This is a genomic window from Azonexus sp. GW821-FHT04F04, from assembly GCF_059420025.1.
In genome coordinates, this window is the sequence record NZ_JBWKSX010000012.1 from 1 (window position 1) to 20,378 (window position 20,378).

The 20,378-nt window shown below is 58.3% G+C and carries 32 protein-coding genes; 1 reads left to right on the top strand and 31 read right to left on the bottom strand.

Annotated elements, in window-relative coordinates; translation table 11 throughout:
* Positions 1-21 precede the first annotated feature (21 nt).
* Both AC07TV_RS18960 and AC07TV_RS18965 read right to left on the bottom strand, forming a co-directional pair.
* Positions 22-879 carry a winged helix-turn-helix domain-containing protein gene (locus AC07TV_RS18960; RefSeq protein ID WP_494649932.1) on the bottom strand — a complete coding sequence of 286 codons (858 nt, stop codon included), beginning with the start codon at positions 877-879 and terminating at the stop codon, positions 22-24.
* A 63-nt stretch (positions 880-942) separates the two neighbouring features.
* Positions 943-1,236: a hypothetical protein gene (locus AC07TV_RS18965; protein ID WP_494649933.1), complete on the bottom strand. Its 294-nt coding sequence runs from the start codon at positions 1,234-1,236 to the stop codon at positions 943-945.
* 91 nt (positions 1,237-1,327) lie between these two features.
* Between AC07TV_RS18965 and AC07TV_RS18970 the strand changes: the two genes are divergently transcribed.
* A complete protein-coding gene (locus AC07TV_RS18970; protein WP_494649934.1) occupies positions 1,328-1,507 on the top strand; it encodes a hypothetical protein in 180 nt (59 codons plus the stop codon).
* Positions 1,508-1,630: 123 nt separating this feature from the next.
* On the opposite strand, the gene AC07TV_RS18975 is transcribed toward AC07TV_RS18970, so the two are convergent.
* The 29 genes from AC07TV_RS18975 to AC07TV_RS19115 all read right to left on the bottom strand — a co-directional run bounded on the left by AC07TV_RS18975 (position 1,631) and on the right by AC07TV_RS19115 (position 20,356).
* Positions 1,631-2,806, bottom strand: a complete 1,176-nt coding sequence (locus AC07TV_RS18975) for a hypothetical protein (RefSeq protein WP_494649935.1) — start codon at positions 2,804-2,806, stop codon at positions 1,631-1,633.
* Positions 2,807-2,828: 22 nt separating this feature from the next.
* Complete coding sequence (locus tag AC07TV_RS18980) at positions 2,829-3,086, bottom strand: hypothetical protein (RefSeq protein ID WP_494649936.1); 258 nt, start codon at positions 3,084-3,086, stop codon at positions 2,829-2,831.
* Between the two features lie 12 nt (positions 3,087-3,098).
* Positions 3,099-3,275 carry a hypothetical protein gene (locus AC07TV_RS18985; protein ID WP_494649937.1) on the bottom strand — a complete coding sequence of 59 codons (177 nt, stop codon included), beginning with the start codon at positions 3,273-3,275 and terminating at the stop codon, positions 3,099-3,101.
* Positions 3,276-3,277: 2 nt separating this feature from the next.
* Positions 3,278-4,399 carry a toxic anion resistance protein gene (locus tag AC07TV_RS18990; RefSeq protein WP_494649938.1) on the bottom strand — a complete coding sequence of 374 codons (1,122 nt, stop codon included), beginning with the start codon at positions 4,397-4,399 and terminating at the stop codon, positions 3,278-3,280.
* On the bottom strand, positions 4,399-5,175 hold the full coding sequence (locus tag AC07TV_RS18995) for a hypothetical protein (protein WP_494649939.1): 777 nt from the start codon (positions 5,173-5,175) through the stop codon (positions 4,399-4,401). Before AC07TV_RS18995 ends, AC07TV_RS18990 begins: the two co-directional genes overlap by 1 nt.
* A 105-nt stretch (positions 5,176-5,280) precedes the next feature.
* Positions 5,281-5,835 carry a hypothetical protein gene (locus AC07TV_RS19000; protein WP_494649940.1) on the bottom strand — a complete coding sequence of 185 codons (555 nt, stop codon included), beginning with the start codon at positions 5,833-5,835 and terminating at the stop codon, positions 5,281-5,283.
* Positions 5,832-6,617 carry a radical SAM protein gene (locus tag AC07TV_RS19005; RefSeq protein ID WP_494649941.1) on the bottom strand — a complete coding sequence of 262 codons (786 nt, stop codon included), beginning with the start codon at positions 6,615-6,617 and terminating at the stop codon, positions 5,832-5,834. The genes AC07TV_RS19000 and AC07TV_RS19005 overlap by 4 nt, the downstream gene beginning before the upstream one ends.
* Before the next feature lie 29 nt (positions 6,618-6,646).
* On the bottom strand, positions 6,647-7,039 hold the full coding sequence (locus tag AC07TV_RS19010; RefSeq protein WP_494649942.1) for a hypothetical protein: 393 nt from the start codon (positions 7,037-7,039) through the stop codon (positions 6,647-6,649).
* A 2-nt stretch (positions 7,040-7,041) separates the two neighbouring features.
* A complete protein-coding gene (locus AC07TV_RS19015) occupies positions 7,042-7,815 on the bottom strand; it encodes a hypothetical protein (protein WP_494649943.1) in 774 nt (257 codons plus the stop codon).
* A complete protein-coding gene (locus AC07TV_RS19020) occupies positions 7,812-8,675 on the bottom strand; it encodes a metallophosphoesterase (protein ID WP_494649944.1) in 864 nt (287 codons plus the stop codon). The genes AC07TV_RS19015 and AC07TV_RS19020 overlap by 4 nt, the downstream gene beginning before the upstream one ends.
* A gap of 145 nt (positions 8,676-8,820) precedes the next feature.
* On the bottom strand, positions 8,821-9,120 hold the full coding sequence (locus AC07TV_RS19025) for a hypothetical protein (RefSeq protein ID WP_494649945.1): 300 nt from the start codon (positions 9,118-9,120) through the stop codon (positions 8,821-8,823).
* Between the two features lie 170 nt (positions 9,121-9,290).
* Positions 9,291-9,470: a hypothetical protein gene (locus AC07TV_RS19030; RefSeq protein WP_494649946.1), complete on the bottom strand. Its 180-nt coding sequence runs from the start codon at positions 9,468-9,470 to the stop codon at positions 9,291-9,293.
* A gap of 85 nt (positions 9,471-9,555) precedes the next feature.
* Entirely contained in the window at positions 9,556-9,906 is a 351-nt protein-coding gene (locus AC07TV_RS19035; protein ID WP_494649947.1) for a hypothetical protein, read from the bottom strand.
* A gap of 22 nt (positions 9,907-9,928) precedes the next feature.
* The gene (locus AC07TV_RS19040; protein ID WP_494649948.1) at positions 9,929-10,432 is read right to left on the bottom strand and encodes a DUF1643 domain-containing protein; all 504 of its coding nucleotides are present in this window, start codon (positions 10,430-10,432) and stop codon (positions 9,929-9,931) included.
* A gap of 5 nt (positions 10,433-10,437) precedes the next feature.
* On the bottom strand, positions 10,438-10,785 hold the full coding sequence (locus AC07TV_RS19045; RefSeq protein WP_494649949.1) for a hypothetical protein: 348 nt from the start codon (positions 10,783-10,785) through the stop codon (positions 10,438-10,440).
* Between the two features lie 16 nt (positions 10,786-10,801).
* Complete coding sequence (locus AC07TV_RS19050; RefSeq protein ID WP_494649950.1) at positions 10,802-11,722, bottom strand: head GIN domain-containing protein; 921 nt, start codon at positions 11,720-11,722, stop codon at positions 10,802-10,804.
* A 333-nt stretch (positions 11,723-12,055) separates the two neighbouring features.
* Positions 12,056-12,289, bottom strand: a complete 234-nt coding sequence (locus AC07TV_RS19055; RefSeq protein WP_494649951.1) for a hypothetical protein — start codon at positions 12,287-12,289, stop codon at positions 12,056-12,058.
* Between the two features lie 2 nt (positions 12,290-12,291).
* Positions 12,292-12,552 (bottom strand): hypothetical protein, encoded by a 261-nt coding sequence (locus tag AC07TV_RS19060; protein WP_494649952.1) that lies wholly within the window; start codon positions 12,550-12,552, stop codon positions 12,292-12,294.
* 58 nt (positions 12,553-12,610) lie between these two features.
* Positions 12,611-14,260 (bottom strand): LPD1 domain-containing protein, encoded by a 1,650-nt coding sequence (locus AC07TV_RS19065; protein WP_494649953.1) that lies wholly within the window; start codon positions 14,258-14,260, stop codon positions 12,611-12,613.
* 14 nt (positions 14,261-14,274) lie between these two features.
* Positions 14,275-14,880 (bottom strand): hypothetical protein, encoded by a 606-nt coding sequence (locus AC07TV_RS19070; protein ID WP_494649954.1) that lies wholly within the window; start codon positions 14,878-14,880, stop codon positions 14,275-14,277.
* Positions 14,877-15,278 carry a DUF192 domain-containing protein gene (locus AC07TV_RS19075; RefSeq protein WP_494649955.1) on the bottom strand — a complete coding sequence of 134 codons (402 nt, stop codon included), beginning with the start codon at positions 15,276-15,278 and terminating at the stop codon, positions 14,877-14,879. Before AC07TV_RS19075 ends, AC07TV_RS19070 begins: the two co-directional genes overlap by 4 nt.
* A gap of 58 nt (positions 15,279-15,336) precedes the next feature.
* On the bottom strand, positions 15,337-16,080 hold the full coding sequence (locus tag AC07TV_RS19080) for a hypothetical protein (protein WP_494649956.1): 744 nt from the start codon (positions 16,078-16,080) through the stop codon (positions 15,337-15,339).
* A 354-nt stretch (positions 16,081-16,434) separates the two neighbouring features.
* A complete protein-coding gene (locus AC07TV_RS19085) occupies positions 16,435-16,710 on the bottom strand; it encodes a hypothetical protein (protein ID WP_494649957.1) in 276 nt (91 codons plus the stop codon).
* 4 nt (positions 16,711-16,714) lie between these two features.
* Entirely contained in the window at positions 16,715-17,440 is a 726-nt protein-coding gene (locus AC07TV_RS19090; protein ID WP_494649958.1) for a hypothetical protein, read from the bottom strand.
* A gap of 12 nt (positions 17,441-17,452) precedes the next feature.
* A complete protein-coding gene (locus AC07TV_RS19095; RefSeq protein ID WP_494649959.1) occupies positions 17,453-17,671 on the bottom strand; it encodes a hypothetical protein in 219 nt (72 codons plus the stop codon).
* Between the two features lie 131 nt (positions 17,672-17,802).
* The gene (locus AC07TV_RS19100; protein ID WP_494649960.1) at positions 17,803-18,057 is read right to left on the bottom strand and encodes a hypothetical protein; all 255 of its coding nucleotides are present in this window, start codon (positions 18,055-18,057) and stop codon (positions 17,803-17,805) included.
* Between the two features lie 52 nt (positions 18,058-18,109).
* On the bottom strand, positions 18,110-18,850 hold the full coding sequence (locus tag AC07TV_RS19105) for a hypothetical protein (protein WP_494649961.1): 741 nt from the start codon (positions 18,848-18,850) through the stop codon (positions 18,110-18,112).
* A gap of 82 nt (positions 18,851-18,932) precedes the next feature.
* Complete coding sequence (locus tag AC07TV_RS19110; protein ID WP_494649962.1) at positions 18,933-19,715, bottom strand: hypothetical protein; 783 nt, start codon at positions 19,713-19,715, stop codon at positions 18,933-18,935.
* Between the two features lie 71 nt (positions 19,716-19,786).
* Entirely contained in the window at positions 19,787-20,356 is a 570-nt protein-coding gene (locus AC07TV_RS19115) for a hypothetical protein (protein WP_494649963.1), read from the bottom strand.
* Positions 20,357-20,378 lie beyond the last annotated feature (22 nt).

The window sequence follows — 20,378 nt, forward strand, 5'->3', positions numbered from 1 at the left end:
GACGAAAAAATGCAAATAACGCTATGGAAACTGTTCCAATTCCGCCAAATTATGATAGTTTTTACATGCCATATAATGCAGGACGCGACGATTGTTCGAACGCACCCGGTGCGGGTCCGTGGTCATCCAGAGCACAGGTTCCCAGCCAACATTCAACTGGGTGCGGTCGATGCTTGCATACTTCACTGGCCCAGGAGCCTTTGCCGGGCTGTTCCATACCAGCCGATCCATCAGGTGCAGCCCGAGGCGGTCTTCCAGCGCCAGCGTCAGGCGCTCCAGATAGGTCGACCGTGCCGGCGAGCCAGGAACGAACTTGTCATTGCTGAGGTTGATGCAGATGCTGGCGCCGGGAATCATGTTCTTCACAACTGGCGCGATGGTATTGACGATCCAGTCCACGTACATGCTCAAAGGCACGTTGCCGTAGTTGCGGGCCTTGGTCAGGGGATACGGGGGGCTGGTGACGACCAAAGTTATAGGGGAGTCGATCGCGGCGAAGACGTGATCGCAGTGGCCCAGGATTGCCGCCCCCAATTCGGTCGAAAAGCCAATCAGCGCGACGCCACGTCCGACCTCACTCAGGTCTTTCTTGGCCGGCTTCGTCAGCTTCCACCAGCCGCGTTCATCCTCAACCTTCTGTAGGATGCCGGCGTGTTTCAGGGTTTGCTGATGCCACCGTACCTGCCGGGCCAGAAGGCTATGCAACTGCCCATCTTTGCCGACGGGGGCCCGCTCGGAAAATGCTTCTGCCGGAATGCCGGCGCGATCCGCCACGTCGCGATACAGCGTTGCATTGTCGAGGCACCCATCGCGTTCCGCGGTGTAGGCGTGCAGGACCTCAGTGAAGAGGTTGAGTTGAAGTGGGTTTGGTCGGTCCATGCAACTACGCTACCGACCAATCTCCTGATTTCAAGGGGGGTGTCGTGCCCCGCGTGCTCACCCCTATTGTTGGCCGATCATTCGGATCAGTTGTACGTTACCGTTCTCCGAGCGAACCAGGATGGCCGGCGCGACTTCCGTCCGGAGCTTTACCCTGCTGTCTTCGCAACGTCCGCCATCCGGCAACGTGATGAACAACACCGATTTCTCGATCTTGGCCCCATTGATGAACTCCTTGGCCGCTTGTTTGACGTGGCAGTTTTCATCAAGCAGTTCCCGACCAGGGATATCGATGGTAAATGGGCCTGTCTTTTGTTCTGCAGCCGGCCGAGCAGCATCGGCGGGGACGGGGACCACTTGTTGTCCGGGAGCAGAATTTGGCACGGTGGCACTTGCTGGCGCCTTTGGCGTGCTGGCATGGCTACTGGAAGGGGCAAGCATGTAGCCAATGAGTAAAGGCGTCCAGAAGGAGCCGGAATGGTTCTGTTGCGAAGTCGGGGGTGTGGCTGGCGCAGCTGCAGCAGTGGTTGTCGGTTTCGACGACGCAGGGGTGGCGGTCGATTGCTGCTTGCTCGCCGAACTTGGCTTTGCCGCCGCGCCGGAGTATGAGGGCCTGGCCGGGCTGTAGCTGCGCGAAACCGAGATGCTTGAGCTTCGGGCGCCACTCGATGTCACCCCGGCCAGCACCTCGCCGGTGGTTCCCGTCGAGAGCGCGACGAACAGAATGGAAAGAATAGCCTTGGTTTTCATGTCAGATACAGCCTCCGTCAGCGCCGACGCTGCTTGTGCTATCGCATGTTGAACTGCCGCTATCCAGGCTTGCGCCGACCACTGTGGCAGCTCCTACTCCCATGATCGCGGAATCGGATTGGTTTCCGCTACGCCGCTCAGGTTTGGCTTCGGACGACCGCTGCCATGCTGGAACCCATCCCGGATCCGTGGGCGTCAATCTCACGGGTTCCGAGGTGCTCAGCAGCACCTGGCTTTGAGGTTCCTGAAGGCCGAGCATTGATTCCAGTCGATCTGCCCGTTTTCTCATCGAGAAACCGAAGCCAAACAGCGCGATTCCCGGGATAGCGAGAATGATCGTCGCGCCTGCCAACGCCGTTACCTTCGAATAGGCACTGTCAGCTTTTTGCCGCACCTCAGCAGCGTATTGTTGCGACTGTGGCAAGCGTTGCGAGCCAAACGCATATGTTTCCATCGCGCTGATACGCCCCCAGTCTGGTGACCATCCAGCAAGACTGGATGGATTGAGTTGGCCGAGTTCCGCTTGAGCAGCTTCCTTCTTCTGCAATATGTAGGCGATCTGTGCGTTCACGTAGGCCGCCTGACCCTTTGGCATCATCGTGCTGCTTACTTCTGCCAGTTCCGCATAGCGCTTTTCATCAACGAGTTGCTTGATGAAGTTACTTGCAGCCGGCGGCGTGGCTTTCTCGACGTTCTCGCCCGACTCTCCGGACAATAGCGACGATAGAACAGTCGGGACCACGAACACGAATCCAATAAGACCAATGATGGCGCCGATATTGAGAGATCCACCAGACACAAACACTAGGCCGAGTACTGCTATTCCAACGATGCCCAGGACCTTCCAGATAGGCGAGTTGGTTATTTCGACCAGGGCGTTTGCTGGAGATTGAAACGGAGACCCGCTAATCGACTTGAGCGAGGATGGAGCGGAATTTGGGAGCGGTTCGACCACTGATTTCGCAACAGCAGGCATGTCAATAGAGGTGAAGCCGCTGGCCGAATCGGTATTCAAGTAAACCGTAAAAGCGATCGCACAGCCGAGCGCGGCAATCCCTGCAGCACTTAGCAAACTGATGCCTTTTACACGAATCCGCTTGGCGCGCTCTTTCAGGCCGGCAATGGCTGACCTGGTGGTTGGTTCTGCTGCGGTCATGGTTTCTATATGTTCAGGCATCGCGATTGGTTTTCCGGGTATTTCAGGGTTGCTGATTGAACGAGCAGTTGAAGAACTGGCGGATATGTTCTCCGGCCATTTTGTGGGACTCCCCTTGATTGTTTGTGAGACGGACATAGGCCGGCTCAGCAATCGGGTGGATCGAATCGACCACATAGACTAGGCCGGCTGTAAATGCCTCGGTCTGGTCGTCGGTCATCACCACCGATTTCGTACAGGTCAGGCGAGTGCCGTTCGACAGGTCCCAAATGAGCTTGTCATCCGTTGTAATGTCGGCCATGTCTTTTCCTGGTTAGCGGTGCCGCCGCAGCAAATATTTCTCTTCGAGCAAAACACCGCCCAAGATCGAAGCGAGTCCACCGACCCAATTCAGAATGGAATGCGGGTCGTTGCTGATGATGATTGCGCCACAGGCCATCGTGAGAAGTCCGATGACGATAGCCAGTGCGGCTTTGCGTTGTTCAGTCATGGTCAGGCTGCCTTATTGGGTAGACGACGCGTCAGATGGTCTTCCAGTTCGGCACGCATGCTGACCAGTTGCGCTTCGGCGTCGTGGCGACTACGGATCCCTTCCTGCTGGATTCGGATCACATCTTCGACGGTTGTAATCAAGGTCTGCTGAACCTTCTGCAGGGTGTCGATATCGATCACCAGGCGTTGATTTGCCTTGGCCGTTTCGACGGAATTCTTGTGCAGCAATTCGGCATTCCGGCGCAGGAACTCGTTAGTCGCGTTGTCGATGGTATCCGTCAGTTGTACGGCGTTCTGCTGCTCGTTGAGAGAGAGCGCCAAAAGGAACTGGCGTTTCCATGCCGGCACGGTCAATTCCTTGATGGTGTGGAATTTGTCCACCAGCATGTTGTTGTTCGACTGGATCATGCGAATCATCGGCAGCGACTGGAGCGCGGCATGCTGGAGCGCCATGAGATCGCCGACCCGCTTGTCGAGATTCGCGATCAGGTTTTCCAGGTCGTTCAGTTGCTGCACTTCGCCCGGAGACAAGGTGCGGCCACGCATTTCCTGTGCTTCGGCGCGCAGGTCTTCGAGGCGAATCTTGCCGGCGGCAATGTGCAGCCCCTGGAGCCGGTATTCCTCCTTGACGGACCCGAACATGGCATCGAGGCTGCCGATACGTTGAGAAAGTCCATTTTGCGTACGCTCGACCTCGCCAATCAGCGAATCGACCTGTTCCTTGGTCGAGTTGAACTGTTGCACGAAGCGGTCCTTTGACAGCTTCATGCGGTCGATGAAACGCCCAATGACCGGGATCTTGGACCGGCGATCCGAGAGCGCATTGAGGTTGAGCGTTTTGGCGGCAATGACAACCTGGTTCAACTTGTCGCCGGCTTCGTCGAGGTCGGTACTGCGGACCTGCTCGAGCAGGCTGTCCGTGTAGCGCGACGTATGCTCGGCGACGTCGCGGCCGAATTCTGCAACCGTCAGCGGATTGTTCGCCTCGATCTTGGCAGCGAGCTCGTTGATCGCCGGCATGTCTGCCACCGTTACTCCGATGGCAACCATCGTTTTCTCATCGAGGCCGCGGGGCTGGGTTACTTGGGTCGTTTCGGCGGCGACAATATTGCTGCTGTTCATCAGGCGATTCCTTTCAGCGCGGATAGGCTGTTGATTAGCGATTCCTGGGCTTTGGCTGCCAAGGCGATGGCTTCTGGCGTATTGTTGAGATTGGAAGAAATGGCCAACGTGTGGTGCCGCCATACCGGCACAAGCACGGTACTTGTTTCGTGGTAGCGGTCGACCATATCGATCGCCTGTGCTCTTGATAGCTTGAGCTGGGCGGTGTTCATTTCGTGGGAACTGAGGAGTGCCGACATGCTGGCGATGCGGCGTTCGAATCGCTCGCGGGGATTGTCGAATGACATTTCCCCCTCGACAGGCACCCCGGCAGTCGGATTCCGATCCAGGTAGAGCCGACCGGCTGCGATACGGAGTCGCAGGTTGCTGACATCCTCGAAATGTTCGGCCATCGCAGCATCGATCTGTTCGACTAGATTCATGACACGATCTGCGAGGCGGTCCGCCTCTTCCAAGAGCGTATCAACGGCCTTTCTGGATACCTGATAACGAACCTTGTTTTCCAGGTCGGCACCGGAGAACCGCGCCAACCATCCAGCCTTTACCGTGACCTTTTGAGGGTCGGCTTCCTCGAGGCGCGCAACGACCTCGGCAATCTTCCCGGCCAGCAGGGATACCGGCGACTGCTCGAAAAGCGCAGCGAGCGCATCACTGCGGGCGCCGGACGTCGTGAGGTTGGTGTAGGTGGCAATCGACGAAGCGGAAGACAAGTCGATACCCTGCATCAGGGTGTCAATTGTCTTGCTGTCGTCTTCGCTGTATTCGGTCTTGGTCAAGCTTCGTGGTCCTTGTTCCAATTTGTCGTCATGTGCTGGCGCAGGATGATTCCATTGCCATCACTTTTGCACATATTGTCTCAGATACAAGATGGCAATCATCAGTCACGAAGTCCGGCGCAGCGGTGAACCTCGAAACCCGGCTTCCTCGCAATACTTCAAAATTTGCTGGCCCCAGCCTTCTTTCCGGTGTCTTGCCGCGAATAGTCGGATGTTTTCAAGCGATTTGCTTTGAATGGCGCTTTCTCGCTCGAGATCCCTGGCCAATGGCCCCAGTGCCTGGTGGACGGCTTCGTAATATCTCAGCTGCGCTGCTGGCCCCATGCCGGGATAGCGTTCCATTACGGCGTCGATCACTGCTTCAACACGTGGTGCGTTGATTGGCATCGCGCCACCGGTGTCGGTGAACGCGCCGGGGCGTCGCTCGATGGGCATCAGGTCTTCCAGCGTACCGCCAAGCACGGCGAGTAGAGCTCCCAGCAAGGCCGTCTTCACTTGATCAGGCCTCTTGTCGACTATCCGCGACAGTTGCGCACTGCTGATCTCGTAGCCAACCGCAGCCAAGCGCTCCTGCAACTCAACAGCGGAGGCAATGCCGTTCTCAGCCATCCGGATGCGGAGTCGCCAACCGATCTCAATGATTTTCGTGCTTCCACTCATTCTTTTGCAGCCTTGATCAGTACTTCCTCAACGCTGTCTTTCCAGCGCACGAGCGGATCACCAGCAAGGATGGAGACCATCCGCAAGACCTCAGCGTCGGTTTGCGCTGTTTCGATTTCTTCGGCCCGCGCCAGGTTGCCCGGCGCACTCATGTCGACCCGCTTGCGGATCTTGTTCATCTTGCCGATCCATACGGTATCGGTCACATAGGGACGCACTGCATCCATGAGCGTTACCGCCGTCTCTGCACCGCCTAACAGCGGCTCAGCCGAAATCGACGTGCGATAATCGCGATCAAAGGCCAGTTTCAGCGCTTCGACCCGCTCGCTCGGCGGCGGCGCACCCGGCTCCCAATGTGCAGCCACATCGTTGTCCATCGTGCCAATCGTAAAGCGGAACAGAACCTGGTCACGGAAGGCCTGGAATGCAGCGCACATCTTGGCGACGCATTCCAGGTGAGGTTTGCTGACGATCAGCAGGCGATTACCCTTTTCCAGCATCAGCGTAGCCACGCGGATGTAATGCTCCACATTCGGCGGCGTGATGTCGTGGGCCGACGGGAACATGATGACCCCCTCACGCTTCGGGTAGCTCGTGATGAATGCCTTCTTCGTCAGCTCTTCACGTTCCCAGTCGTTGCGCTCACGCAGCTTGAAACGCACCGCATTGCTACTGGCGTAGCAGTAGAGACAGTTGTGGCTGCACCCACGCTGAATATTTTCGGTACGCTCCGACCATTCGTTCGTGCCCGTACCCGTTCGCTTATCGTCAAAGTTCGACATGGACATCCTTTCTCAGCCGATAGCAGTCCCTACCCATTGTCTTGCTCCCGGGATGATTCCTTGAGCTTCCGGTCGCGGTTCATCAGCACGATGAGACAAGCGATTTCCCACAGTTCCAGCGGCTTGGCGAAGTCGTTCCCCAATCCGGCCATGATGCCCCAGGCCAAGCCGTCGATTGCCATGGACAGCATGGCGTAAATCACTGTCAGGCGAACGGAGAACAGGAAGCTCATGGAGAACAGCCAGAGCATATGAACCGGGAAGTACCAGGCAACACCGGAGTTGAGCGCGGAGAGTGCAGCCGAGGCGACGAAAATCAGCATGACCAACGTGTCCGTCTTCTTCGGAAGGCCGGAGAGATCGTGCCGAAAGAACAAGGCACGGCCGGTATGGTCCGCAATGGCAAAAGCGAGTCGCAGCATAGCTAGGCTCTCTCGCCGCCGGCGGCCGCTTGCGGTTTGCCCTTGCCGATGATTTCGGCGAAGTCCAGGGTTATGCGGTCGAGCGTTGAGGACAGGTCCGTATTGGCATCACTGGTGCCGGCGTCGAGTTCGCCGATGACCTGCAAGGCACTGTCCAACTGGTCGATGCCCTTGCCCGCCTGCTCGTACAGTTCAAGGCTGGTCGACGGGATCTGCTCGAGAATCCGGCGGGCAGTATTGATGGCGGTGGTCGTTACCTCGAGCGCGCTGACGACAGCCTTGCGTTTCTCGATCGCCCGATTGAGGACGGCGACCTGCTCGCGAAGCCCTTTGTTGCGGTTTTCCAGACCGCTGTTTTGCTTGCGGACGGCGGACAGGCGGTAGTTCATTTGGCCGATCTGATTGATCAGCTGGCGGCGTGACTTGCTCGGGTTGACCGGCCAGAACAGATCGTCGAGTTCGCCGCGGAGCGCGGCCAGGTTCTCGTTGGCCTCTTCGGCGATTTGACGAAGCGTGGCTTCGCGCTCGCGCAGTTCCTGGACATCGAGCAAGACGACATCGCCTTTCATCGTCGCGTAATCGGTATCTGCATGCTTCAGGGCATTGCTGGCGATCGCGCCGGTGTCGATGATGCGAGTGGCGCCGTCGACCACATCGAAGTGTTTGCCGTCGGCGTAGAAGCGCAGTGCTTCTTTCGGGGTCCAGTCGACACGTTCGATATCGTCGGCGATGTGTTTCGGAATGGGGTGTGTGATGGTGGAATTTTCGTCGTTCATTGGGGAATCCTTTTGGTCTTGTCACCGATGAGGATGCGCTTTCTCGTTGTGTTTTCCAGTCCCCAAATTACCGCTGGCATGGGTTCGAAAAGGACATCGCCACTTGGAACGACGACGGCGGATAGACCGAAATCCGGACTGGCAAGGTAGCCGCAACCGGTATCGATGAACATGTGCCGCCCCCAAGTCATCAGTAATGGCGTGGCGTTGTGACCGCAGAAGGTCAGCGACAACTGCTGGTCCAGACCGGGCGCGTCATAGCCATCCTGTAGGCAACGATAAGCAGTGCGCGACCAGAGCAGTGCTTGCTCGCAATAGCTGTCCTGCAGGCCATGTGCTGCGTCGATCTGGTCGTCGCTGGCCAAACCCGCTTCAACCAGGTCCGCGTGGACCACATTGAATCGCTGGCGCCCATCGCCAACGACGAGGATGTGCGGGAGACTCATGATCCTGGTGTAGATCGCATCCATGTACTGGCGATCAAATGTGCGGCCGGCCAGCCATTGCGGAAACCAAGTGGCGCTCATCCGGGCGACGGCATCAGAGATATCGGGGATCGCGTCGGCAACGGACTGTCCGCGGTTGATCGTCGCGGCAGCCGTAGTGATCATGGCCGCCAGATTCTGTTCATGGTTGCCGCGTACTGCGAAAAACCACGGTTCGTTCAGGAAGTCGAGACAGCCGATGGAGTCCGGACCACGGTCGACCAGATCACCCGTCGATATTACCCTGTCCCTGGATGGGTCAAATTTCGCTTGTTCCAGGAGGCGATGCAGAATTTCCGTGTGCCCGTGCAGGTCACCGATGATGATGTCCCGCCCGGCTAAGTTGGCGGGAAGCCGGCCGACAATGATGGCCACAGAAGCTCCCGTCGATGGAAATGGATGATTGGAGCGACACCGTGCTGTGACCAACTCGAGGATCGGATGCTGAAACCTTCCCGGTGGCGTTCTGCCACCGTGCCGCGAGACGAAGCTTCACATGTCGGCGAAAAGCTTTCCGGTGTCAGAAACGGCCATAAGGGGGGTAGAAATGATCCTGGTGGCGCTGAACTGCTGACTCTGGGCGTGCGAGGGACCGGGCGAGCGGGCCGGCCTGGGCAGGCCGTGTGGTGATCGTCGCGAGTTCCAGCTGACGGTTTTTGATGCGGTCACTGATGCCAGAGAGGTCGATGCTGCCTGTGTCTTCCCAACCCATCCGTTCGGCTACCCAGTTCGCGCTGAAGACGAGAACGACGACGATGCCACTGAGTAGCAGAACGCGAGCGACCGGACCGATTGCGTCGAGAAATTCTATGATGTTCATGCGTGCCGTTCTCCGATTGGGAACGACACCGGCCGGGGCTGGCCGGGGCTAAAGGGGGATGAATCGCCCGGTTACGTTGTTTCGTACCATGTCGTCTGGATACAGCATCTCACATGATATGCCGATTGCAAGCTGGCAGAAACGACGCATTCCGGGTGATGAATCAGCTGCTATGACTGGGTATCCAGAATTTCATGCCCAGCCAGCGACGACCATTGCTCGATGACGGTAACCTGTTGATCGGCGCCATCGCCGTCGACCCGGCAATGTTCCACAAACCAGTCCCAGTTTAGGCGGCCGGCTTCAGTGGTCGCCATACGTTCGGCCAGTGCCTTCGTAGCCTTCCCCACCACAACCTTTTCACCAGAACCATCGGGTTGCCGGATCACCCCACGGAAGAATTGCTCTCCAGGTCTCATATTCCTTACCGGTTGATTACTGACGCACGGTGCGCCAGAAGAGCCCGGAGGTGGCGATGAAAGCGATACCCGCGAAGGTTGGCGTCACGAAACCCGGGAGGAACCAGGACGCGGCGCCATAGAGCGCAGCATTGAAGAGGATGCCCATAACGAGTAGCGGCAAAAACTCGCGGTTCACTGCTTTCCTGGCTTCCTCTTTCCGCCGCTGAACGTGGGGATCGTTGGCAAGGCGAGCTTCATGCTGTTCCACCTCGGCCAAGAGAGTTCCCTCATCAAATGCGTGCGGATCGCTTGCAAGGATCAGTCTCTTGGCTACCTTCTGTCGCATATTCATTCTGTGTTCCTTCTTCGTCGAGTGTTCAGACATGTCTTCCAAATTTGTGGCGTTCCTACTCCGATACCCACGGAACCGGCGTCAAGATTCCTGGCAGATAGAGCGGGTGGCCGGGATGCCCATCTTTGGTCAGGCGCAGATAATGCAGGTTCCGGAGCAGTCGCCTGACATCGCGATCGCGCCCGAGGTGGGTGCCGTCAGTTCCCCAGGCGGCAACTACCAGATCGGCTTGGGCCGCGTACTCCAAAAGGTAGCGATCGTTGTCTGGCCCGATGGGGGCTGGGGCAGCCAGCATCACCGCAGGATCGGTCGCCCGGAACGCGAATAGGTTGGTCATGCACAGGCCCGCGTAGCCCCACGACTTCGCGAAGGAAATGCACCTGTTTACCGTTCGGTCGTTTTCGATTTCGTCGGCAGTACTCGGATTGAGGCCGATGAACATGACGATTCCCTCCCCGCCATCCCATCGGCGCCACAGGCTATAGCGGAAGGTTCGGCAAGCAGAGAATGTGGCACCGCTCGAACTCTCCTGGCTCGCTGTTTGGCGGCGGTTTTCCATCCTGGTCACTTGTTGGCCACCGGTGCCGATGCCAGCAACCGTTCCAGACGACTAGCAGCTTCTTCGGGCGGTATATCTTTGGGTAGGTGTGCCGGCCCGGCGGCGGCCGATCGGAGGCAGGCAATGACGCTTTCCCTGTCGGTTGCTGTCTGGCTTAGCCTGCAGGTGATCGAGAGTCCGGCCAGCAGCGCTCGCTCGTTTTGCTGCATGTCCATCACGTAGGGCCAGACTAAGGAGAGAAGTTCGATATCAGCTTTCGCTACGTCTTCACCAGCCTGCCGGCCGATGCCGATAAGTGCGAGAGCGAAAACGGCGACGAGTGTCCCGATCCAGAGGGTGCGTTTGGTGAGCATTGGCTGTCCTGACCGTTCAGTTGTTGTCCACAAACTGGACGAACTTGATCTTGCCGGAGCCCGAAACATCGGTATCCCGCTCTGCTGGGTTGCCGGAAATCTTGATCTTGCCGGAACCGGATACCCGTGCCCGCACGGATTCCGTCACGGTCGCACGAATATCCCCCGATCCTGATACGCGGAGACGGGCAGTCTTGACGGTCAAGCGGTAGGCGGCGACTTCCCCGGACCCTGAAATGTCTGCTTCCAGGCGTTCGGCCTTGCCGTCCAGATCGACATCCCCGCTACCGGTGATGTCGATGTTGAGTTCTTCCTGGGTGAAGCCGTGATAGGCAACCTTGCCGGCGCCCTTTATCCGCAGTCCGGAGACTTCGGGCAGCACAACGGTGACTTCGGCGAGAGGGCCCCCGATACTCGTACTGATCTGGATGTTGCCGTTGCCCATCGCCATCTGCGTCGGGCCTCGGTTGATGATGTTGCGGCCGGCGATCTGCTGTACGGCTCCTTTGAAGATCGAGGTAATGCCGCCCACCTGAGTGATCATGGTCGGCTCGTTGTCGATCGTGAGGGTGTTGCCGGACACGCTGGTGAGTACCTTCGGCAGGTAGTTCTTGTCTTCGCAACGGATCGTCAGGCCCGGTTTGTCGCCTTGAACGACGACCACATTGACGCAACCATCGAGCTTGATATTCCGGACGCCGGCGGCAATCTTCCGTTCCTCGGTTCCGGCTTCAACTTTCGTGCTTACTTGTCCGGCCAAGCGGTCGATGCCGGCACAGATTTCGTCTGCCCACTGCTCGGGGTTCGGTTTCCCGCCAATATCCACGCCGACGTGGTTGGCGATCTTCTGCATTGCCTTGTGATAGCCGGTCAGTTTCTCGAATTGATCCTGAATCCGCTGCTCAAGTTCTGCCGTTTTCGTGTTCTTCCCAAACATTCGACTGTCTTTCGTGGTTCCTGTGCCGGCCCGCTGGCCGGGGTGTCTATGATAACCGGCTACGGTGCCGGGCTCTATTTATGGCTGCTGGCTACAGCAGCTGTCCTTGCGAAAAAGTAGGGCATCCGGGCGGGATCTCGCTGCGCACCCATTGGTTCGAGTACGTGCCATCGCAGCCCTTCTTCCGCTCGATGACCATTGGAATGTAGGCGGCGAAGTGAAGGCAACGCGAGTGAGGCTGCAGCACGATTGGGTCGCAGCCGGGGTAACCTTGCTGTCCGTTGTCCGCTGAGTACCAGTTGTGTTTGCAGCCATCGCACCGTTGATTCTGGCTCATGCGGTCACCACCTGGCTGGCAAAAGTGAACGGGCGGACCCAGACAAACCGCAGTTCGCTCGGATGAACCCAGCGCAGGTCCTGCTTCCTTGGTGCGGCACCGATCGGCGAGGCAATGAGTACCCAGTTCGGACGATTGTCGAAGGCGACTGCGCCGGTGCGTAGGACTTCCCAGAAGGCTTCCGCCCCCTTCGCATCCATAGTTTTCGCGACGATGATTGACTTGCGCATATTCAACCCTCCTGCATTTCCTCGAAGCGGCTGAGGTCTACCACCGGTAAAACGTTAATCTGCGCTTTGGCAGCAGCCATGTTCAGGGCCATAACGACGCTGGCCGCACGGGTGTGTGCTTCCTCGCGACCTTCCGCGGTGTGGCCGTCGGCGAGAAACATGATGGTATCGCTGGCCAGCCGCAAGGCACCCTGCAAGTTCTGGATCGTTGCCATTAGCCGCCTGGTTTGGCTGTCTGTGGCGGCGGCATTCGTTTGCGACATGGTGATGCGGGCTCCTGTTGGTATCTGAGCTTGAATCTACAGGGCGCATGCGCTATTTCTAGCCACCAGTGATGCCCCTGGATAGAAGCTCGCGCCAAACTTTTACCGCCCCTGAAATGGATGAACCGATGCGAGCGCGCTCGGCATCAAGCGGGTACGGACTTGGGCGGCCAGGCTGCATCCAGCGTTCTTCATCGACACCAAAGACCAGGTAGTCTGAGCGCCGGCCCAACTCGCTCAGTACGTCATAAACCCATGCCTCGAAAGCTCGAGCCCACAGTTCCTTTGGACTCTGCCAGTAGTCGTTGCCGGGGCCGTCGATCTGGCGGGCGTCGCGCAGGAAGATCGAGCGATTCCTGCACAAGGCATCGTCGTAGCCATCGCGATTTCGTATCGCGTTCCGCACCTTCATCATGGCCGTGGTTTGTGGGAAGGTGCGCACGGTCTCTCGAATGGTCGTGAGATATGCGTGTTGCCGCGAATGGGCGATTTCCCGGTCCGATGGACGGTAGTCGCCCATCGCATCGATGGTGCTCTGATAGGCCAGCACGCCGAGGAAATTGTCGGCCGCATGCGACCATTCATGGGCGATAGCGCCGGCACCCCGCATCCTGGTGAAGTGCATGATCCGCTGATCCGGCTCCCAGTGAGCCGCAGATCCCGGCTTGCCCCGGGCACCGAAGGCGATACCGACGATGAATCCATTGAGCGATGCTGCCTCGGGCGGCAAGCCACAGATATCGGTCAGATCATGCAGCGCATCCCAGGCGTGGTTCAGCACGTGCTGCCGTTCCTTTTGGGTCACCCAGTTTCCGAACTGAATGCCGCGAAATCGGAATCGCGTAAGGAATTCGTCGGTGCTGATGTTTCGGCCTTCACGCCAGTCTGGCCCCGTTCGATGAATGTCACCGGTGACGGGCGGGCGATCGAAGGGATTGCCCTTCCCTTCCTCCTTTTCCCGAGCATCCGCCTTGATTCGAAGGATGGCATCGATGATGGCCATTTCTTCATCGTCGTGTGCATCGCCGGATGGCAAATAGCCGCTGCCATTGACCCGGCAAAGCTGCCAGCTGACCGCGCCCGTGCTGCGATCAATGAGTTCGACGGGGAGCCAGGGCGGATCGGCGGGAATATCCGGGTCAAGTGGCCAGCCCAGGCTGGCGATGACCGGTCGCCGGGCGCGCATCAACCCGGTTAGGCTGAACGGATGCCGGACACGCCGCAAGGAGGCCTTGGCGAGTCCATAGGGAGCGTAGGCTATTTCCTTGTCCAGGCGTTTGTCCTTCAACTGGCTCGGCGTCCATTCAAGTAATGCCTCGTAGCGCTTGTTGAGACTGTCGAAGGTGTCGGTCATCTGCAGGCCGGCCAGCATTTGCTTCATTGCCTCGATCGCGCGTAGGTACATGCGCGCCCAACCGTCGGCTTCTACCCCGAACGCTGGCGATGGTGGCCGGTTAGGGAGGTTCTTCCGGAGAAAGAAGAGATCCGCTGCCAACTGGGCCGGCAACCCCGACTCAACCCATGCCTTCCAGTCCGGTTCTGGCCACCAGTCGGACAGTTTTGGTAATCCTTCGTATTCTGGAATGGAATCCGGCGCGTCTTCGGGTTCGATGCCGGCCAGTTCGTCCTGAAGAGCCTGCATGGCGGCCTTTTCCTTGGCTGATCCGGGTAGGTATTGCCCGTCGTCAAGGTGTTCCTCGGCGCCCATCAGTGCCCTCTCCGTCAGTATGGGACAGGACCGTATTCCTTGCCACGGGCCATGTCTTTGAGGAATGAAGTGACCTGTTCCAAGGTCGGTTGTCCGTTGCAAAGAATGCCGTCGACTCCGTACGGATTTACGCACCAGGTGACGCTATCGGCGCTGTCGTACAGGGCGGTGTGGCCGTTGGCTTCCAATTCTTCGCCGGCGAGCAATGTGCTCAGCGCCTCGGCCGGCGATGGCATGCCGAGCTGTATCCAACTTCCAGCCGCGATGCAGTTCTCGACGTGTGCCTGGTGTGCCTTTTCAGCAGCGTATCGGAGTGTCTCCGCCTTCTCTTGATCGATGACCTCGCGGGTGGTCTCCCATGCCTCACGAAGGACGGCGTGATTTTCGAACATCAGCGGCAAAACATCCGTTTCCCAGGCCAGCGAGATCGCGATGCTGCTAGCCTCTTCCGCGCAATCGAAGGCACGCTCTACGGAACCTGTCATTTGGAAGATTTCGGCCAAGGCATTGCAGGCCCTTGCGTCGATGGCGCGGTGGATTTGGCGCATAGAAAGCTGCACAGGATGCATAGTCTCGCCATGAAATGCATAACTGACGTGGGATTGCGGATTTGCAGTCATTTGAAACGGTCTCCGACTTTGATGCCCTTCCTGGCAAATTCCCCTTGCGCAACCTCGAGCGCGTATCGTGATGGTTTCGGCGAGCAATGCGGATCGTCCGTATTGGGTGCCATGTCCTGGATGTCGATAACGACGCTATCGGCATCCAGCCACGCGACCGAAAGCGGAATCGGCGTGTTGCGCATCCACAGACACCGGGTTGCCGATGTTTTGAAGTCGAACAGCATCCCGCCGTTCTCCGGCAGGGAGGTTCGATTCATGAGCCCGCGAATCTGACTGACCATATCTTCGGCGACCTCGACTTCAAAGCCGCCGGCGCCGGTCGATATCGCGCGGACCGGCAACGGTTGTGACGGCTTCAGCCAGAAACATCCGCCGATGGCGATGCTGCCGATCATCGCCAGTGCGACGGCGCTCCAACGCTTCAAGATTTTTCCCCTTCCCTTGTCACGATCGTTATTGCGGGCTGGCCGGCGTCAGATGATCGGTAATGGTGCCGCCCCCGAAATGGAACATGGAAATCTCACCGTAAGTAGCGCAGTTGAGAGCGCGGCGGATGCGGTCGTTACATGCCTGGTCGAAACGATCGACAAAGCCGAAGTAACCGCCCATGGCAATCCGTATCCCGATGGTCATGATCGCTGTAATAAAGAACAGATTGACCAGGGTTGGGACCGCGGCGACCGCCTGCGCAGGAGTCAGTTGTTGGAGCACGGCCATCGCAGATACGAAGTTGTCCGGTGCGAACACGAAGCAACTGAAGGCGGCCCAGAAGGCAACCAGCGGTATCCCGGTAAATAGGTGGTTCGTGAGCCACCAGCCGACGTTTGCAAAGTTGAGAAGTTGCGCGCCATACACACGAGCATCGAAAAACACCGAATGGCAGATGCCTGCGTATACCGCATCGCTCATTTCGCCAACGGTTATGCCATTGACGGCAACTTGCCATTTGACCCCGCCTTCGTGTGCTGACATTCGCGCTTCCAGGACCTTTTCATACCGGGACAGGGTATGGCATCCGACTGTGGCTGCGACAGCGGTTAGCATTGCCAACATTGGCAGATCGGTCACGCTTCGCGGGAACGTCACCAGCGCCGCACCCAGGCTGGACCCCAACCAGATCATTGCGGCAACCGCGGGATGGTTTCGCTGGACAGCAACTATGTCGGACAGGAAACGCGCTATCGAACTTTTCAGCATGTGTGCTCCATTTGATTGGGAAAGACCAACACGTCAAGGTGACTCGCGGTGTTCTTTGGCACTACCCGGAAAGGCCTGGCCAAGTCACCTTGCGTGTTGATGCCGTACTGTTCCGGCTGCCACAAGCACTTCGCACGTTCCCGGGCTTGATCCGGGGGGAAACCACACCTTTGGTGATACCGCTCGGAAGATCCGGAGCCGACGTGCCAGCGGCAAGCAATATCAGTGCGGGGGGAAACACGCCATGAAAGACCGCATTGTTCCCGGTTACGGTCGAGTTCAGCCAGTGGCTAAAATGCCATTTGAGGGGTTATGAAAGTTCGACAAGATCGGGAAAAGGCGAGCCGTTACGGCTCATTTGGGCTCGATAGCTTTGTTGAGTTCAACCAAGCTATCCATCACTGCAAGAAAGCGCTGAGCCTGCTCTTCGGTCTTGATGAGCACCTGCGTATCGCCAACGTATGCGTCCAGCCCGTCCAGCCAGTTGTACAGGCCAACTGTCACGTCACCAAACGACGCAACGATGCCATTCATGTAATGGTTCGTGTGCTGCGAGACAGAGAATCCTCGCCGTCTCAGGTCTTCGAGTTCGTCGCTTGAAAGCCCAATTCGCCCATCATGGATATTCATTGGTTCAGACCTTTCTCCGCAGCCACAGCGCCCTCTGAATGTGAGCAAGATCATGCCCATCGAGGACGATGCCATTGGCTGTCAGCACGGCCATAGCATCCTGCTCGGTTCGCTTGCCTAGGGGAGCAAATCCGATGGCGGCATGATTGCCGCCGTCAAAGCCGGTCACCAGAATCTGATCCCAGGCCATCATCGTGTCTCGGTAGATCCACGCCACGTCTTTCCACCGGATTCCGCGCCGGCCGATATGCTGGCGCTGGATAAACGGGATGATTCGATCGGCTGCATTCGTGATGCTGGTACCGAAGCTGCCGGCGATCATCAGTACGACAGCACGGCCGGTGTTGAGGTTGTAGTGGGCGAAGACGTGTGCCGACACCTGGTTTCCTTCCGGCACGTACCGGATGCTTCCACCTGCGTTGTCGATGGCCAGCCGGAAGCGATCCGCCCCCTGCCCTACTCGGTTGGTATTTGCCCACAGGCCAGAGTCATTGCAGCGGTTGCACATGACGTCTGCTGCCTCAATTTCCGAATCCGTGAAACGACGCTTGACCTTGGTCAGCAGCATGTCTCGTTCCTCGGTAATGATCCGTTCGATATCGCCGGATGCGTTTCCCGCTTGCGGCAGATCGGACAACTTGGCTTCGATCAGTGCAGCGGCGTTGTCGATATCGTCCTCGATCTCACCCAGGCGACGAACAATCATCTCAATCGGGTTGAACAGTTTCATGCGGCTTCTCCCTTATGCCCTGTTCTTCCGACGGTCCTCGATGCCGCGACCGTACGGGATGAAGCGGGTTGCGAGGGTGTCCGGATTGACCTGCAGAACACCCTTGGCTAGATAGTGGACATGGGCTACGGGCGCTTGCTGCGCTACAGGGGCCAGCGCAACACCCGGCGGCATGAAAATAGCGCTCGAGGCGAGGTAGATGGCGAAAATGATAGGGATGATGAGCAGCATGATGTGTTGGATGAGTGCTTTGACTCCAGTCAGTGTGCCCAGCAACGCCGTGTTTACAAGGTGGCAAAACACGGTGGCCGGAAAAGAAAACGCCACCAATTCCGTGAGGAATGGTGGCGTCCGCTTACCGGTCAGTGCATCGCGGTATTGCGTTGGTGCAGAGCCTGCAGGACGCCCACGACTTCCGCATTGCGCGGGTTCGTGGTGCCGTACTGTTGCTCGATCTTGGCTGCGAATTCCGAGAAGGAATATCGCGTCGGCGTGCCGAACGGATGATCCTTGAGAACAAAGCCGTAGTTCTGGACCGCCAGTTTGGCGATCTCCCCTTCATGGGGTGTGGCTCTGAACGGCAGAATCCGAATCCGGTGCTGGATGACTTCGATCATGACTTACTCCTGTCTGGCTGGGAGCCCCAAGGGGCTTTCCCCTTGGGTGGTTTCAGGCGGCGCGTTCGATACCAGGCCAGCCCGCTTTGCAGCGTTCGGCCATCAGGTTCTCGATTTCCCGCATCGCTTCGTCGACCAACTGCATGGAAGGTTGATCGGCATTGGCGATTCGCTGGGGCGCATGCTCACGGCGCATCTTCATGTTCCTGAACGGATCGGGATCGTTGGGGCGGGTACTGGTGCCCGTGATCCGCTGAATGAAGATGCTGTCGAAGACGACTTTGACGGTGATGCAACCGGTGTTCATCCCGGCGGCCGGCGTCTGCTCGTTGAAGACATAGAAATCGTTGCTGCCGATTTCCAATGTCCAGCGATCGCCGAGGTCGAGACGTGTCAGCGCATGGCGTACGGTAGCCGCGATATCTGCTTCGCGCTTGCGCTCCTCCGCACGACGGTCACCGATGGCTTTCCAGCGCAGGTAGCTTTCGCTGCCGAAGACGTAGCCGCCGTGCTTGAGGCGATTTTCACCCCAGGCGAGGAAGCGCAGGCTGTGATCCGTGATCTTGTTCTTCCGGATGTAGCGGTAGAACGCGACCAACGGACGAAACCAGAACTTCCGGCCAGCCCGGCACGACCACATCAGCGGTTGGTAGCACCAGCGGCCGTTGAGCAGCCAGCCGATAGCGAAGCTTGGCGCTTCGTCATAACGCATCACCAGGAGCAGCATGTTCTTCGAGTCAAATTGCATTTCGAAGGTGCGGCCCTTGGCGTGTTTCTTTTCGATAACTTGCATGGTGAATCTCCTTCAATGAATCCGGGAGCCCACCCTCCCCGCCGGGAAGATGGTCCCCGGTGGGTTAAGCCTTTTCAGGCGGTCAAATGTCTGTCCAGATCCCGGAGGCCGGGAACAGGTCGGATTGCCGACGTGCGGCATCGAGTGGACGCATGGTGACTGCGTATCGAGTCACCGAGGTTCCGTCAAAGCTATCTGCCCCTGCAGCTGCGCAGATCGCGATGCGACGTTGCGAATTTACGCGACCGACGTGCAGGTAGCAGTTCCGCCGGCGGGCAAGACTTCCCCACATCGGGGTCGTTTCTTCCTTCCAGGCGCTGTCACCGCCAACGAAGATGCCAACCATTGGGTTGAGGTGGTTCCTGACGTCATCGAGCGTCATGCCGTTTTGCACGGCAATCAGCAGTCTGGCCGGCAGACCTGCCAGTTTTTCCAGCCATGAAAGGGAAAGGTCGAGGGATCGCTGACCACCCATCACGATATCGGGCAGTACGATCCATTCAGCCTTTTCGCCAACTTTATCGACGGCGTGCATGAAGGCGTCGCTGTCGAATTCGGTTCCTTGCTGGTGGGCTGTCCACGCGCCGTTGTCGAGCGCGTAGGGTCGCCCCTTGGGGTTGAGTGATCCGGCCGGCGAGAGAAGCACGTGCCAGCCAGCGTCGTCGAGTGCAGCCAGATTGCGAAGCGTGCCGGTCATGCTCGCGTAGCCCCGGAGGGGCCAGCGCGGGATGGCCGAGCCGTCTTCTTCATCCAGACCGAGCTCGTCGCAACTTTCGTCGGTCCCGTAGTAGCTGGCATAGGCGGCGATCGCCTGTGCCGTGCTGACCTTGGTTCCGTTTCGGTATGGTTCAAGCCATTCCAACATGTGAGGCTCCAATGAATCGGGCCTCACAACCCGCCGGGAAGTGAGGCCCAGGCGGGTTGTGAGATGACTTTTCAGTCTTTGAGCGTGACGCCTTGCTCTCTGGCGAGAGCGTCGAGCGCATCGCGGTACGACTTCGGGAACGAACCGAGATCCGGGCGCGAAATGACAATGAACCCGCCGGCGCTTTGGTCGAAGACGGGGGATTCCGTCGGCGACAGGGGGGCCGAGAATTCATCGTAGGTCATGGTGCGTACGGGGTTGGAGGTAGAGGCGGTCACATCCAACTGCGATGCCTTGCCCGCTACCAACAACGTCCATTCTTGCCAATCTGCGTCCGTCATGCTCAGCTGCATCGCATTGAAACGTCTCTCGACGTCATCGTTCAGCGTGCAGAGAGCCTGGTGTGTTGTGACTTGCACCAGCATCGCCTTGATGTCGGCAAAGGTCGTTACGGCATCGCCAGACACGCTGGCGGCCGGCGCCGGTTTACCTTCGATCTTGGCATCCATAGCAACCCGGAGTTCATCCAGGTGCCGGTAATAGACTTTGTAGCCCTTCTCGTAGCTTGCGGCGTCCTGACCACGGAGGTCCAGATACGCATCGAGCAGTTCCGAGAATTTCATCGAGTTGAGTCCTTCCACGTGTGTCTCCTGAGAATTGCGG

Coding starts and splice junctions, on each gene's coding strand:
- AC07TV_RS18960 (WP_494649932.1), bottom strand. CDS start 879: ATGGACCGACCAAACCCACTTCAACTCAACCTCTTCACTGAGGTCCTG.
- AC07TV_RS18970 (WP_494649934.1), top strand. CDS start 1,328: ATGAGTAAAGGCGTCCAGAAGGAGCCGGAATGGTTCTGTTGCGAAGTC.
- AC07TV_RS18975 (WP_494649935.1), bottom strand. CDS start 2,806: ATGCCTGAACATATAGAAACCATGACCGCAGCAGAACCAACCACCAGG.
- AC07TV_RS18980 (WP_494649936.1), bottom strand. CDS start 3,086: ATGGCCGACATTACAACGGATGACAAGCTCATTTGGGACCTGTCGAAC.
- AC07TV_RS18985 (WP_494649937.1), bottom strand. CDS start 3,275: ATGACTGAACAACGCAAAGCCGCACTGGCTATCGTCATCGGACTTCTC.
- AC07TV_RS18990 (WP_494649938.1), bottom strand. CDS start 4,399: ATGAACAGCAGCAATATTGTCGCCGCCGAAACGACCCAAGTAACCCAG.
- AC07TV_RS19000 (WP_494649940.1), bottom strand. CDS start 5,835: ATGAGTGGAAGCACGAAAATCATTGAGATCGGTTGGCGACTCCGCATC.
- AC07TV_RS19005 (WP_494649941.1), bottom strand. CDS start 6,617: ATGTCGAACTTTGACGATAAGCGAACGGGTACGGGCACGAACGAATGG.
- AC07TV_RS19010 (WP_494649942.1), bottom strand. CDS start 7,039: ATGCTGCGACTCGCTTTTGCCATTGCGGACCATACCGGCCGTGCCTTG.
- AC07TV_RS19015 (WP_494649943.1), bottom strand. CDS start 7,815: ATGAACGACGAAAATTCCACCATCACACACCCCATTCCGAAACACATC.
- AC07TV_RS19025 (WP_494649945.1), bottom strand. CDS start 9,120: ATGAACATCATAGAATTTCTCGACGCAATCGGTCCGGTCGCTCGCGTT.
- AC07TV_RS19035 (WP_494649947.1), bottom strand. CDS start 9,906: ATGTCTGAACACTCGACGAAGAAGGAACACAGAATGAATATGCGACAG.
- AC07TV_RS19040 (WP_494649948.1), bottom strand. CDS start 10,432: ATGGAAAACCGCCGCCAAACAGCGAGCCAGGAGAGTTCGAGCGGTGCC.
- AC07TV_RS19045 (WP_494649949.1), bottom strand. CDS start 10,785: ATGCTCACCAAACGCACCCTCTGGATCGGGACACTCGTCGCCGTTTTC.
- AC07TV_RS19050 (WP_494649950.1), bottom strand. CDS start 11,722: ATGTTTGGGAAGAACACGAAAACGGCAGAACTTGAGCAGCGGATTCAG.
- AC07TV_RS19055 (WP_494649951.1), bottom strand. CDS start 12,289: ATGCGCAAGTCAATCATCGTCGCGAAAACTATGGATGCGAAGGGGGCG.
- AC07TV_RS19060 (WP_494649952.1), bottom strand. CDS start 12,552: ATGTCGCAAACGAATGCCGCCGCCACAGACAGCCAAACCAGGCGGCTA.
- AC07TV_RS19065 (WP_494649953.1), bottom strand. CDS start 14,260: ATGGGCGCCGAGGAACACCTTGACGACGGGCAATACCTACCCGGATCA.
- AC07TV_RS19070 (WP_494649954.1), bottom strand. CDS start 14,880: ATGACTGCAAATCCGCAATCCCACGTCAGTTATGCATTTCATGGCGAG.
- AC07TV_RS19075 (WP_494649955.1), bottom strand. CDS start 15,278: ATGATCGGCAGCATCGCCATCGGCGGATGTTTCTGGCTGAAGCCGTCA.
- AC07TV_RS19080 (WP_494649956.1), bottom strand. CDS start 16,080: ATGCTGAAAAGTTCGATAGCGCGTTTCCTGTCCGACATAGTTGCTGTC.
- AC07TV_RS19085 (WP_494649957.1), bottom strand. CDS start 16,710: ATGAATATCCATGATGGGCGAATTGGGCTTTCAAGCGACGAACTCGAA.
- AC07TV_RS19090 (WP_494649958.1), bottom strand. CDS start 17,440: ATGAAACTGTTCAACCCGATTGAGATGATTGTTCGTCGCCTGGGTGAG.
- AC07TV_RS19095 (WP_494649959.1), bottom strand. CDS start 17,671: ATGCTGCTCATCATCCCTATCATTTTCGCCATCTACCTCGCCTCGAGC.
- AC07TV_RS19100 (WP_494649960.1), bottom strand. CDS start 18,057: ATGATCGAAGTCATCCAGCACCGGATTCGGATTCTGCCGTTCAGAGCC.
- AC07TV_RS19105 (WP_494649961.1), bottom strand. CDS start 18,850: ATGCAAGTTATCGAAAAGAAACACGCCAAGGGCCGCACCTTCGAAATG.
- AC07TV_RS19110 (WP_494649962.1), bottom strand. CDS start 19,715: ATGTTGGAATGGCTTGAACCATACCGAAACGGAACCAAGGTCAGCACG.